A 12,574-nucleotide genomic window follows, 5' to 3' on the forward strand; every position below is an offset into this window, starting at 1 on the left:
TCATGCCAAGTCGGGGCCGGGGGCGTCCGGGCCGCCCCGCCGGCTCCTGGTCGGGGTGACCGCGCCGAAGACCTGTCGCATGGCGAGGTCCTGCTCCATGACGCGGGCCAGCCGACGCACACCCTCCCGAATCCGCTCCGGCGAAGGGAACGAGAAGTTGAGCCGCATGTTGCCGGTGCCGGTGCCGTCGGCGTAGAAGCCGGTGCCCGGCACGTAGGCGACCCGGGCGGCGATGGCGCGCGGCACCATCGCCTTGGCGTCCAGCCCTTCGGGCAGGCTGGCCCAGACGAACAGACCACCGGTGGGTCTGGTCCAGGTGGTGCCCTCGGGCATCAGGTCGTCCAGTGCGTCGAGCAGCGCGTCACGCCGCTCCCGGTAGACCTCCCGGTAGACCTTCAGCTGCTCGCGCCACGGCATAGTCGACAGGTACGTCGTGACGGCGGCCTGCGCATAGCCGCTGGGGCAGAGGATCTGCGCCTCGCTGGCGATGACCAGCTTGTCCCGTACCGCGTGCGGGGCCAGGATCCAGCCCACCCGCAGCCCGGGGGCGAAGGTCTTGGAGAAGGTGCTGAGGTAGAAGACCCCGTCCCGGCGGCGGGCCCGCAGCGGCGCGGGCGCCTCGCCCTCGAAGCCGAGTTGGCCGTACGGGTCGTCCTCGACCACCAGCAGGCCGGCCCGCTCGCAGATGTCGAGCACCCGTTCCCGCCGCTCCTCGCTCAGCGTCACGCCGGCCGGGTTCTGGTAGGTGGGGATGGTGTAGAGGAACTTCACCCGCCGGCCGGCGCGGGCCTGGTCGGCGATCGCCACCTCCAGGGCCTCCGGGATCAGCCCGTCGTCGTCCATCGGCACGTGCACGACCTGCGCCTGGGCGGCCTGGAACACCCCGAGTGCGCCGACGTAGGTCGGGCCCTCGGCGAGCACCACGTCCCCCGGGTCGAGGAAGAGCCGGGCCACCAGGTCGAGCGCCTGCTGCCCGCCGACGGTGACCACCACGTCGTCAGGGGAGGCGCCGCAGGACGCGTCGATGCCGGAGAGCGCCATCACCTCGCAGATCCGTTCGCGCAGCTCCAGGGTGCCCTGGCCGATGCCGTACTGAAGGGTGGTGACGCCGTGTTCGGAGCCGAGCTTGCCGAGCATCTCGCCGACCGCGTCGAGCGGCAAGGCGGCGATGTAGGGTGCGCCACCGGCGAGCGAGACGACCTCCGGCCGGCTGGCCACCGCGAAGAGTGCCCGGATCTCCGAGGCGGTCATGCCCCGGACCCGCCGGGCATACCGGTCGGTGTAGTCGTCGAGCGTCGTTCCGGTCATGACATCACCTCGATCGGGTGTCGGTCGGGCTCCCGCCCGCTGGGGTACCCGCGGTGCCGGCGACCATGGCGGCGCGGGGACGCCGGTCGGTCGATCGTAGTCCCCGACGGGCCGGTCGTCGGTCACGATGTGTCTCGCGTCCACATCCCGGACCGTCCGTGCCCGGCTCGGGTGGCCATTTGCGCGTCCCCTCCCGTACGGTCAGCTGGCGGCGTACGATCGCTCGTCGGGGACGCAGCGGGCGACGCTGCCGCTCCGGGCTGGTCTCGCCTCCGAGCCTAAGTGTGGGGATGCGCTGATGTCGCGACGTCTGGTCAGTCTGACCCTCGACACCCTGGAAGACCTGCCTCGCCCGTGTCGGCAGTGCGTCTACTGGGAGCTGGATCCGGTCTCCGCCGAGCGGGCCTGCGCCGCCGGTGACCCGGGGCTGGAGAAGGAGGCATGGGTCTCCCAGACCCTGCTGGAGTGGGGTTCCTGCGGCAAGTTGGCGTACGTCGACGGGATGCCCGCCGGTTTCGTGATGTACGCGCCGCCGGCCTACGTACCCCGCTCGATGGCCTTTCCGACCTCGCCGGTCTCGGCGGACGCGGCGTTGCTGATGACCGCCAGCGTGGTGCCGGCCTTCGCCGGGGGCGGGCTGGGCCGGATGCTGGTGCAGGGCGTGGCCCGGGACCTGACGAAGCGGGGCATCAAGGCGATCGAGGCGTTCGGCGACGCGAAGTTCGGTGACGAGCCGGACGACTCCGTCCGGGCCTGCGTCGCCCCGACCGACTTCTTCCTCTCGGTGGGCTTCAAGACGGTCCGCCCGCATCCGCGCTACCCACGTCTGCGGCTGGAGCTGCGTACCGCGCTGAGCTGGAAGTCCGACGTCGAGTACGCGTTGGAGAAGCTGCTCGGCTCGATGAGCCCGGAGAGCCTGCTCCGTCCGGTCCGCCCCGCCCCGGCGACCCGATCCAGCGCCGGCTGAACCACCCGCCCCACACCGACCGGGCAAGCGCAGCACCCGTCCCCGTCCCGGCGGCGGCTCAGTAAAGCCAGCGGCTCAGTGGGAGGCCGCTGCCGGCGGCTCAGTGGCGGACCGCGCCGGCGGCCACCACCGCCCGTAGCTCGCTGACGTCGATCGAGCCGGTCGGGACGTCCCGCTCGACGGGGAAGAACATCCGCTGCACGGCGGCCACGATCGCCTCGACGACCCGGTCCCGGAACCGGGGGTCGACCAGCCGGGCCTGGTCCTGCGGGGAGGTCAGGTAGCCCACCTCGACCCGGACGGCGGGCATTCTGGTCAGCCGTAACAGGTCCCACGCCTTGGCGTGGGTACGGCAGTCCCGCAGTCCGGTCCGCGCGACGATCTCCCGCTGCACCAGCCCGGCGAGCCGTTCCCCGGTGGCCGAGGTGACGCCGTTGTCGGTGCCGTAGTGGTAGGTGGCCACCCCGTCGGCGGCCGGGTTGGCGTGGCCGTCGGTGTGCAGCGAGATGAACACGTCGGCGCCGAGCGAGTTGGCCAGCTCCGCCCGGTCGGTGTCCGGCAGGCAGGTCCGGGGTGCGGGACCACGGGTCAGCTGCACCCGCACCCCCGCCGCGGCGAGCCGCCCCTCCAGCCGGCTGGCCAGGTCGTGCACCAGGTCCGCCTCGGTCCAGCGCAGGGTCCCGTCGGGCACCACCACGCCCGGGTCGTCGCCGCCGTGCCCCGGGTCGATGACCACGGTCCGCCCGACCAGCGTCGGCCCGGACTGCCGGATCGCGTCGGACTCGCGGAGCCACTGGGGGCGTCCGCCGACCACCTTGCGGCCGAGCCGGCGCAGCGCACCCATCGTGTACGGCCCGCACGAGCCGTCCGGTTTCAGCCCGACCTCGCGCTGGAACTGCGCCACCGCCCGGGAGGTGCGCACGCCGTAGATGGCGTCGGCGCGACCGACGTCGTACCCCATCTCCAGCAGTCGTTCCTGCAACGACCGGACGTCCTCGCCGGTGAGGGGTTCGGGCACCGCATGGTAGAGGGTGCGGGCGCCGAGCCGCCAGCGGGCGGCGTCCAGGGCCCGCCAGGTCTCCGCACCGACCCGACCGTCGGCGCTGAGCCCACGGGACTGCTGGAAGGCCCGGACGGCACGTTCGGTGGCGACGTCGAACTCGTCACCGGGGGCCGCCGGAAGGAGGTCCAGACCGGTCAGGACCGCACGGATCTCGGTCACTGCCGGTCCGCGGTCACCGGGTCGGATCGGACGCACGCAGGACCCCCTCAGAGGTTGGCTGCCGGGCACCTTCGATGACGGCCGCTGCGCGTCCGGTAGGACTGGCGCTTACGGAGCGTACCGTGACCGGTCTGGTCGGTCCGGCCGTTCGCACAGGTCAGGGGCTATGACAGCGGGAACCCCGCACCCGGGCGGGGTACGGGGTTCCGGTGGTACGCCGGTGTTACAGCGCCGACTCGATCATCCGGACCAGTTCGCCCTTCGGCTTCGCCCCGGCGATCGACTGCACCGGCTCGCCGTTCTTGAAGATGGTGAGGGTCGGCACCGACATCACCCGGTAGGCGCGGGCGGTCTCGGGGTTCTCGTCGATGTTGAGCTTGACGATGGTGACCTGGCCGGCCATCTCGCCCGCGATCTCCTCCAGCAGCGGCGAGACCTTGCGGCACGGCCCGCACCACTCGGCCCAGAAGTCCACCAGGACCGGCTTGTCGGACTTCAGCACGTCGGCGGTGAAGCTGGCGTCGGTGACGACCTTCGTTGCTCCCACTATGACCCTCCTCCTCAGTTGTTACGTTGTGGTCGTTCAGCTCAGGGTGGCGATGAACCGCTCGGCGTCGAGGGCGGCGGCGCAGCCCGTGCCGGCGGCGGTGATCGCCTGCCGGTAGGTGTGGTCGACCACGTCACCGGCGGCGAAGACGCCCGGCAGGCTGGTCCGGGTGCTCGGCGCCTGCACCTTCACGTAACCCTCGTCGTCGAGTTCGACCTGGTCGCGGAAGAGTTCGCTGCGCGGGTCGTGGCCGATCGCCACGAAGACACCGGTCACGTCGAGCACCTTGATGTCGCCGGTGTGCACGTTGCGGACCCGGACACCGGTCACCTTGCCGTCGTCGCCGAGCACCTCCTCGACGGTGCTGTTCCACTCCACCTTGATCTTGTCGTTGCCCAGCGCCCGGTCGGCCATGATCTTGCTGGCCCGGAACGAGTCGCGCCGGTGGATGATGGTGACCGACTCGGCGAACCGGGTGAGGAAGCTGGCCTCCTCCATCGCGGAGTCACCACCGCCGACCACCACGATGTGCTGGTTGCGGAAGAAGAACCCGTCACAGGTGGCGCAGGACGACACCCCGTGCCCCAGGTACTCCTGCTCGCCGGGCACGCCCAGCGGACGCCAGGCCGAACCGGTGGAGAGGATGACGGCCTTCGCCCGGTAGGCGGTCTGCCCGACCCACACGGTGCTCACCGCGTCCGAACCGGTCTCGCCGGTGTCCTTCAGCTCGACCCGGGTGACGTCGTCGGTCAGGAACTCCGCACCGAACCGCTCGGCCTGCTTGCGCATGTTGTCCATCAGCTCGGGGCCGAGGATGCCGTCGGCGAAACCGGGAAAGTTCTCCACCTCGGTCGTGGTCATCAACGCTCCGCCGGACTGCACACCCTCGATCACGAGTGGCTTGAGGTTGGCGCGTGCGGCGTAGACCGCCGCCGTGTACCCGGCCGGACCGGAGCCGATGATGATCAGGTTGCGGACCTCGTCCACTGCCGTCTCCCGATGTGTGTGTACGACATCGGCGGCGCACCGACGTCGATCTGAGCGCCGACGGTTCAGCGACGTCGGCGGCTGACTTGCAGAACGTCATCGTACGAACCGGAGATTCCCGGACCGGTCGTCCGGTGGGTCACGTCACGCGGCGAATGATGACCGGTGACCGCGTCCTCACCCTACCCGCGCCTGGTAGCGGGTGTCCGCGCCGGATCCCGGCACGCCACACTCCGCGCCGCTCACCCACGCCCACCGACCGCCGGCGGGATCGGCGAAGCGGACCACCAGCGCCGGCACGCCGTTGAACGTGGCGTAGTCGACCACGTCGACGGTGACCGCTCCGCGCCCGTGCTCGGTGGAGATCTCGGCGAGGCAGGCGTCGAGCGCCGCCCGCCCGGCCAGCCGATCCAGCCCGCCGGGGCCGGCGAGGCGCTTGCTCTCCAGGGCGGTGGGGCTGGGGCCGTCTCCCGGCTGGAAGCCCGGGGGGGTGGCGAGCCGGGGCAGCGGGGCATCCGTCGCGCCGCTCAGCGTCTCCGGGGACCAGTCGACGCCGCTGTGCCGGGGTTCACCGGTGAACCGGAACCCACGTCCCGCGTTCTCCGCGCTGTCCTGCGCCGGCCCGGCCATCGTCGAGGCGGGTGCGTCCTGTGCGGTCGAACCGTCGACCAGGTGGGCCACGCCGAATCCCACCACGGCCAGCGACGCCGCGGCGAGGGTGACCGGCCCGGCGAGCCGCGCCCAGCGCCGCCGCCGGCCGGGACCGGACTGTTCGGCCCGTCCGTCACCGGGACGGCTGCCCGGGGTACGCCGACCGCCCGGCTGCGCGGGCACCGGACCGCCGACCCCGGCAGGTCGGTCGGACCGGCTGGACCGGTCGGGTGTCTCGGCGTCGGCCGAGGCGGGCGGGAGACCCGGGCCGGCGCCGGCGAGCACGGCGGTGAGCCGCTCGACCACGGCCAGGGGCATCTCCGGCGCGGCGGTACCCCAACCCGTCAGCTCCTCGTGCACCTGGGCCACGGCGGGGGCCAGCACGGCGTACGCGTCGGCCCAGGCCGGGTCCTCGGCCACCAGGCCGGCGACGACGGTCTGCTCCGGGGTGCCGTCCAGTGCCCCGCCCACATAGTCGGCGAGCAGGTCGTGGTCGACCTCCCTGAACTCCCGGCCCGTCACGTCTCCTCCTGGATGGCGCCCTGCCGGGCCTGCCCCGACCCCGATCGGACGCCGTTCGCCGGCTGCCGGTTCCCGGGTGTGACGTCGGGAACGTCCCGACCCGTGAGGAGGAGTCCGCCCGGTGCGATCGCCCCGGCGGGGCCGACCTCCGGTTCCGCCCCGGCGGGGCGGGACGGTGGCCCGTCACCGCCGGTACGCAGGTGCCCGAGCACCCGGGCCAGCCGGGCCCGGCCCCGAGCGCAGCGACTCTTCACCGTCCCCTCGGCCACGCCGAGGATCCGGGCGACCTCGGCCACCGGGTAGCCCTGCACGTCCACCAGGATCAGCGCGGCCCGCTGCTCGACCGGCAACCCGGCCAGCGCCTGCCGCACCACCAGGGCGGTGTCGTGGTCGGCGGCCGGGGCTGCCGGCTCGACGCCGCCGGCCCCACGGGTGTCGTCGGTGTGGTTCCCGTCGGGCAGCGGGACGGTGGGATGCGCCTGGCGGCGGCGGATCCGGTCCAGGCAGGCGTTGACCACGATCCGGTGCAGCCAGGTGGTGACTGCGGAATCGCCTCGGAACCGGCCGGCGGCACGGTGGGCGGAGAGCAGCGCGTCCTGGAGGGCGTCCGCCGCTTCCTCCCGGTCGCCCATGGTCCGCAGGGCCACCGCCCAGAGCCGGTCGCGGTGCCGGTGGAACAGTTCGGTGAAGGCATCGCGGTCACCGGCGACGTGGGCGCGGAGCAGGTCCAGGTCGGTGGTCTCGGCGTGCGACACCGCGACCGACGCCGGCCCGCCGGTCGCCGGGTCGGGTGGGTGCCCGCCGCGACCGACCATCACCACGTCCGGCGGAGGCGGTGACGGGGTCGCGGCCGGCAGATCACGATCCCTGAACCGAGATTTCCTGGACGCCCAACTTGAAGCCCCCCTCGGTGGACGGCAACTCGGTGATCCAGAACAGCAGGTACTGGTACTTCAGCTCCGGGTTGAAGCCGTCGAAGGCCATCTTGGTGCCGTTGTGCTGCTCGAACGGCTGGCCGATCCGCGTCTTGAAGCCCTTGACCAGGTTCTTGTCGCCCTGCGAGTTGGACGGGAAGTCGCCGGTGCCGGTGAACAGCGCGGCAGAGACGCCGGAGTCCGACAGGGTGGCCGTGAGCGACTTGACGGTGTGCGGGGCACCGAGGTCGATCCAGACCCCCATGCCCTTCTTGTAGTTGCTGAAGTTGGCCGAGTAGTAGGTGTCGGTCTCCCAACCCTTGTCCTCGTCGCCGTCCATCATCTTCTCGGCGTCTTCCAACTCGTCGCGCGCCCGACTGTCCGGGTCGATGATCCGGATGTCCTGGATGGTCAGCTTGCGCACGGCGGGCGCCGGGGTGGCGTCGCCGGCCGGGGCGCTGGTGGAGGGGCGGGACACCGGCTCGGTCTCCGGGCTGTCGCCGCTGCCCAGGGTGCTGATGCCGATGAGCAGGCCGACCAGGGCGACCGCCAGCAGACCGGCGATGCCGATCGCGACCTTCCGGCCGCCAGCGGCGGCCAACGGCGAGCGGTCCTCGACCCCGTCGGCGGTGAACCGGATGGTGCCGGTCTGGTCGAGGAAGTGGTCCTCGGCGGGGATGTCGAGCCGACTCAGCTCGGCCGAGAGCACGTCCGACGACGGCGGGGCGATCTCGGCGTCGAGCAGGTCCATGGTCAGGTCGTCGAGGTACGCCGGCACGCCGGCCCGGACCTGGCGGGGCGCGGCGATGGCCCCGCTGGCGTCGCGGACGGCGTCCGGGATCGCGGCCCGGCCGTGGCCTGCGGTCGCGCCGCGCAGCGGGGCCTCGGCATGCGGCCAGTGCCCGGTGAGGGCGAAGTAGAGGATGCCGCCCACCGCGCGGATGTCAGCTTCCTGACTGTCGTCGCCGTCGGTACGGGCGTCGGCCAGCACCACCCGGCCGTCGTCGCTGATCATCACGGTGCCCGGGTGCACGTTGCCGTGGACCATCCCGGTGGCGTGCACGGCGGCGATGGCGCTGGCGACCGCGTTGCCGATGGCGGTGGCCCGAGCCGGGTCCAACGGCCCGTCGGCGACCAGCTCACGCAGGGACCGGCCGTCGACCCACTCCCGGACGACGTACGCCCGGACGTCCTCGTCGATGGCGTCGTAGACGCCGACCAGATTGGGGTGGATGACGCGGCTGGCGGCCACCGCGGCCTGGAGCATCTCGGTGGCCGAGTCGCCACCCGGGTAGCGGAGCACGACCGCCACGGGCCGGCGCAGGATGACGTCGACGCCCCGCCAGACCAGGCGCCCGGCGCTGTCGTTGTTGATGTGCTCGACCAGTTCGTACCGCTCGGCGAGGATCTCACCGGCTGTGGGAGCACCGAAGGTCATGACCGGAGGAGCAGTTTCCTCCGCCTCCTGACCCTCGCCGACCTGGGTCACCCGTCCTCCCTTGGTGATCGTGTCGATCGATGGACCCGCGCTGCTGGGCATGTGGCTTCCCGCTCCGCTGTCGATGGAACCGGCCGGCTGCGTCGACGAGGCGTCGGCCACCTGCCGTGTCCGTCGAAAGCGACCTTACCCGGACCGCCCGTCATCCCGACATGTCATCTTCCCGCCGCGCTCAACGGGCTGTCACCGATGAAGGCATATGTCCGTTTATGGCCACTCTCGCCCACGTTGCTGGCACATGTACTGACCAATCTAGACGCCGGTCGCAAGCCGCCGACCCGCGGGCCGACCCGCCGGTGACAATCCGGTGGCATCAGGTCAGGTTCCCTCCGAATGGTGGCACATGCTCAGCCGTACGGTTGGTTATCCACAGCCCTTTACGGTGACTGACCGGGGATTCACAGAGTTATCCACAGGCGTATCCCCAGGCTGGTGATCGTCGTTCACTCTGCGTGTCCTCTGCCCGGCCGGGGTCGGGTGGGCAGAGGACAGCCCGGCCCCGGCCGGGGCCGGGTCGGGCAGCCAGCCGGGCCAGGTCAGCGGCCGACAGGTCAGCGGCCGACAGGTCAGCGGCCGACAGGTCAGCGGCCGACAGGTCAGCGGCCGACAGGTCAGCGGCCGAGTCGCCGGCGCACCATCCCGACCACCTCGGTGATCTCGCCGATCCGCAGCACCATCGCCAGACCCAGGTAGGTCAGCCCGATCGCCAACCCGCCCACCGCCAGCTGGACGATCGCGGCGAGCTTGCCCAACTCCGCCGGGTCGCCGGGGAGCAGGTTCACCACCAGCAGGCCGACCAGCGCCGCGCCGAGCGCAGCGACCACCACCTTGCCCATGGTCCGCATGATCCCGCCCAGCCCGATCCGGCCCACCCGGGGCCGGAGCAGCATCGCCGAGATCACCGCCGCCGCGACGTACGAGATGGCGTTGCCGAGCATCATGCCGGCGGCGGCGAAGGTGGACGAGAAGACGACGAAGAGCCCCACCTGCAACGCCACCCGCAGCAGCACCACCGGGATGTTGACCAGGGCCGGGGTGCGGGTGTCCGGCAGTGCGTAGAAGGCGAAGGTGAACAGCTGGCTGATCGCGAACGGCACCAGCCCGACCGCCGCGACCAGCAGCACCGTCGAGGTGGCCACCGCGTTGTCACCGGTGAAGGCGCCGTATTGGAAGACCACCACCGAGATCGGGGCGGCCAGCACCGCGTAGCAGACCGCGACCGGGGCCAGCACCGCCGTCACCATCCGGGTGCCCCGGGACAGGTCGGCGGTGACGTCGGAGAACCGGCCGTCGGCGGCGGCGGCGCTCATCCGGGGCATCAACGCCGTGATGATCGAGACCGCGATGATGCCGTGCGCCATCATCAGCAGCAGGAAGACGTTGTTGTAGATCAGGATGCCGGCGCTGTCGTCGCCCGCCGCCCGGGTGAGCAGGTTGACCACCACGAACAGGCCGAGCTGGTTGACCGCCACGTAGCAGAACATCCACGCCCCGAGCTGGGCCAGCTCGCGCAGCCCCAGCGCCCGGAAGTCGAACCGCCACCGCCAGCGGAAACCCACCTTGCGCAGCGCCGGCAACAGCCCGGCGGCCTGCACCCCCACCCCGAGCAGGGTGCCGCCGCCGATCAGCAGGATCCGCCCGGCGGTCATCTCCTCCGGCTTGAGGATCTTGGCGCCGTAGACCGCGATGTAGATCCCGCAGGTGCCGATCACCACGAGGTTGTTCAGGATCGGCGCCCACATCGGGGCGGCGAAGTGGCCGCGGGTGTTCAGCACCGCCGCGATCAGCGCGCTGACGCCGGTGAAGAACAGCATCGGCAGCATCAGGTACGACAGGTTCGTGACCAGGTCGGTGTAGTTCTCGTCCTTACCGCTGGCGTACAGCGCGGTCAGCACGGACGCCAGGGCCATCGCGATCAGCGCGGCCCCGGCCAGCGTGATCACCGCCAGGGTGAGCAGCCGCTGCGCGTACGCCTCGCCCCGGTCGGCGTCGAGCTTGCGGCGGCGCACCAGCACCGGGATCAGCACGCTGGTGAGCACCCCACCGAGCAGGAACTCGTACACCTGGTTCGGTAGGAACTGTGCCGTGGTGTACGCGTTGCCGACCAGGCCACCGCCGAGCGCGGCGCCGATCATCAGGTTGCGGATGAAGCCCGTACCCCGGCTGACCAGGCTGCCGACCGCCATCACCGCGCTGTTCGCCGCGGCGCTGGTCTCGGCGACCACCTCCTGCGGTGGCGCGGTCGCCTCCACCCCCGGCTGGTTCAGCGGCTCGGCGGAGATGAAGGTCGCCCCGTCGTACGGCCGGGGCCCGTCGCCACCCTGCGCGGCGTTCGCGCTGCGGTAGAGCCCGCCGCTCATCTCCAGCCTCCCAGGGGTACGGCGGAGCCGGCACCGGTCCGCACGTCCATGACCATAGTCAACCCGCACCGGATACCCACGCCCGGCGGATCGGTTCCCGTCCCCGCCCGATAGGCTGGCGATCCCATGTCCGAAGCCTCCGCACCCCAGGCCGCCGAGCGTCGTGAGCTGACCGCCGCGCAGCGCAACGCCGTCGCCGAACTGCTCCGCGTCTCCCCGGTCGCCGACGAGTTGGGCCGCCGGTTCGCCCGCGCCGGCCACGAGCTGCACCTGGTGGGTGGTTCGGTGCGCGACGCACTGCTCGGCCGGCTCGGTGACGACCTGGACTTCTGCACCGACGCCCACCCCGACCAGACGCTCCGGATCATCAAGGGCTGGGCCGAGTCGATCTGGGAGACCGGCCGGGAGTTCGGCACCATCGGTTGCCAGCGCGACGGTCTCCGGCTGGAGGTCACCACCTTCCGCGCCGAGGCGTACGACCAGGTAAGCCGCAACCCGGTCGTCGAGTACGGCACGAACCTCACCGACGATCTGAAGCGGCGCGACTTCACCGTCAACGCGATGGCGGTCAGCCTCCCCGAGCACCGCTTCACCGACCCGTACGGCGGGCTGGACGACCTGGCTGCCAAGATCATCCGTACGCCGGGCACCCCGGACGAGTCGTTCGGCGACGACCCGCTGCGGATGCTGCGGGCGGCCCGGTTCGCCGCCCAGCTCTGCTTCGCCGTCCACCCCGACGTGCGCACGGCGATGGCCGCGATGGCCGCCGACCTGGACCGGATCACCGCCGAGCGGATCCGTGACGAGTTCACCAAGCTGCTCTGCGGCACCGATCCGATCACCGGGCTGCGGCTGCTGGTCGACACCGGGCTGGCCGACCGGTTCCTGCCCGAGCTGACCGGCCTCAAGCTGACCATCGACGAGCACGCCCAGCACAAGGACGTCTACGAGCACACGCTGACCGTGGTGAGCAACGCGGTGTCGTACGAGACGGACGGCTGCGACTTCGTGCTCCGGATGGCCGCGCTGATGCACGACGTGGGCAAGCCGGCCACCAAGGCGGTCGGGTCGGACGGCCGGGTCAGCTTCCACCACCACGAGGTGGTCGGCGCCCGGCTGACCAAGGCCCGGATGAAGGCCCTGCGCTACCCGAAGGACGTCACCGCCCAGGTCACCAAGCTGGTCGGCCTGCACCTGCGGTTCTACGGGTACGGCCGGGGCGAGTGGACCGACTCGGCCGTGCGCCGGTACGTCACCGACGCCGGTGACCTGGTGAGCCGGCTGCACAAGCTGACCCGGTCGGACTGCACCACCCGCAACCGTCGCAAGGCCGCCCAGCTCGCCGCCGACTACGACGCGTTGGAGGAGCGGATCACCCGGATCGCCGCCGAGGAGGACCTGGCCCGGGTCCGGCCCGACCTGGACGGCAACGCGATCATGGAGCTGCTCGGGGTGCCGCCGGGGCCGGTGGTCGGCCGGGCCTGGCAGCACCTCAAGGAGCTGCGCCTGGAACGCGGCCCGCTCGACCGCGACGAGGCCGAGGCGGAGTTGCTGCGCTGGGCCCGCGATCAGGGCCTGGTCTGACGTACGCGAAGGGG

At 71.8% G+C, this 12,574-nt stretch carries 11 protein-coding genes; 2 read left to right on the forward strand and 9 right to left on the reverse strand.

What is annotated here, in order from left to right:
• Window positions 1-1,308 (reverse strand): PLP-dependent aminotransferase family protein, encoded by a 1,308-nt coding sequence (locus ACIG87_RS09940; protein WP_396849868.1) that lies wholly within the window; start codon window positions 1,306-1,308, stop codon window positions 1-3.
• Between the two features lie 298 nt (window positions 1,309-1,606).
• Here ACIG87_RS09940 and ACIG87_RS09945 point away from each other — a divergent pair, with 298 nt between their 5' ends.
• The gene (locus tag ACIG87_RS09945; RefSeq protein ID WP_396849870.1) at window positions 1,607-2,275 is read left to right on the forward strand and encodes a GNAT family N-acetyltransferase; all 669 of its coding nucleotides are present in this window, start codon (window positions 1,607-1,609) and stop codon (window positions 2,273-2,275) included.
• A 100-nt stretch (window positions 2,276-2,375) separates the two neighbouring features.
• On the opposite strand, the gene ACIG87_RS09950 is transcribed toward ACIG87_RS09945, so the two are convergent.
• The 8 genes from ACIG87_RS09950 to murJ form a co-directional block, all read right to left on the reverse strand.
• Complete coding sequence (locus tag ACIG87_RS09950) at window positions 2,376-3,533, reverse strand: N-acetylmuramoyl-L-alanine amidase (RefSeq protein WP_396849871.1); 1,158 nt, start codon at window positions 3,531-3,533, stop codon at window positions 2,376-2,378.
• 187 nt (window positions 3,534-3,720) lie between these two features.
• The gene (gene trxA, locus ACIG87_RS09955) at window positions 3,721-4,044 is read right to left on the reverse strand and encodes a thioredoxin (protein ID WP_396849873.1); all 324 of its coding nucleotides are present in this window, start codon (window positions 4,042-4,044) and stop codon (window positions 3,721-3,723) included.
• A 36-nt stretch (window positions 4,045-4,080) separates the two neighbouring features.
• Window positions 4,081-5,031: a thioredoxin-disulfide reductase gene (gene trxB, locus ACIG87_RS09960; RefSeq protein WP_396849875.1), complete on the reverse strand. Its 951-nt coding sequence runs from the start codon at window positions 5,029-5,031 to the stop codon at window positions 4,081-4,083.
• Window positions 5,032-5,208: 177 nt separating this feature from the next.
• Window positions 5,209-6,204, reverse strand: coding sequence for a hypothetical protein (locus ACIG87_RS09965; RefSeq protein ID WP_396849877.1), 996 nt, complete (start codon window positions 6,202-6,204; stop codon window positions 5,209-5,211).
• On the reverse strand, window positions 6,201-7,019 hold the full coding sequence (gene sigM, locus ACIG87_RS09970; RefSeq protein ID WP_396849879.1) for an RNA polymerase sigma factor SigM: 819 nt from the start codon (window positions 7,017-7,019) through the stop codon (window positions 6,201-6,203). Before sigM ends, ACIG87_RS09965 begins: the two co-directional genes overlap by 4 nt.
• A 43-nt stretch (window positions 7,020-7,062) precedes the next feature.
• Window positions 7,063-8,658: a protein kinase family protein gene (locus tag ACIG87_RS09975; RefSeq protein ID WP_396849881.1), complete on the reverse strand. Its 1,596-nt coding sequence runs from the start codon at window positions 8,656-8,658 to the stop codon at window positions 7,063-7,065.
• Window positions 8,659-9,022: 364 nt separating this feature from the next.
• Window positions 9,023-9,226 (reverse strand): pentapeptide repeat-containing protein, encoded by a 204-nt coding sequence (locus ACIG87_RS09980; protein WP_396850133.1) that lies wholly within the window; start codon window positions 9,224-9,226, stop codon window positions 9,023-9,025.
• Window position 9,227: 1 nt separating this feature from the next.
• Window positions 9,228-10,976, reverse strand: coding sequence for a murein biosynthesis integral membrane protein MurJ (gene murJ / locus ACIG87_RS09985; RefSeq protein WP_396849883.1), 1,749 nt, complete (start codon window positions 10,974-10,976; stop codon window positions 9,228-9,230).
• A gap of 126 nt (window positions 10,977-11,102) precedes the next feature.
• Here murJ and ACIG87_RS09990 point away from each other — a divergent pair, with 126 nt between their 5' ends.
• Window positions 11,103-12,560 carry a CCA tRNA nucleotidyltransferase gene (locus tag ACIG87_RS09990; protein WP_396849885.1) on the forward strand — a complete coding sequence of 486 codons (1,458 nt, stop codon included), beginning with the start codon at window positions 11,103-11,105 and terminating at the stop codon, window positions 12,558-12,560.
• Window positions 12,561-12,574: the final 14 nt, after the last annotated feature.

The organism is Micromonospora sp. NPDC051925 (assembly GCF_044548625.1).
GTDB lineage: Bacteria > Actinomycetota > Actinomycetes > Mycobacteriales > Micromonosporaceae > Micromonospora.

Excerpts from the sequence above, each read along its gene's own strand:
- ACIG87_RS09940 (WP_396849868.1), bottom strand. The coding sequence starts at position 1,308 with ATGACCGGAACGACGCTCGACGACTACACCGACCGGTATGCCCGGCGG.
- ACIG87_RS09945 (WP_396849870.1), top strand. The coding sequence starts at position 1,607 with ATGTCGCGACGTCTGGTCAGTCTGACCCTCGACACCCTGGAAGACCTG.
- sigM (WP_396849879.1), bottom strand. The coding sequence starts at position 7,019 with ATGGTCGGTCGCGGCGGGCACCCACCCGACCCGGCGACCGGCGGGCCG.
- ACIG87_RS09975 (WP_396849881.1), bottom strand. The coding sequence starts at position 8,658 with ATGCCCAGCAGCGCGGGTCCATCGATCGACACGATCACCAAGGGAGGA.
- murJ (WP_396849883.1), bottom strand. The coding sequence starts at position 10,976 with ATGAGCGGCGGGCTCTACCGCAGCGCGAACGCCGCGCAGGGTGGCGAC.
- ACIG87_RS09990 (WP_396849885.1), top strand. The coding sequence starts at position 11,103 with ATGTCCGAAGCCTCCGCACCCCAGGCCGCCGAGCGTCGTGAGCTGACC.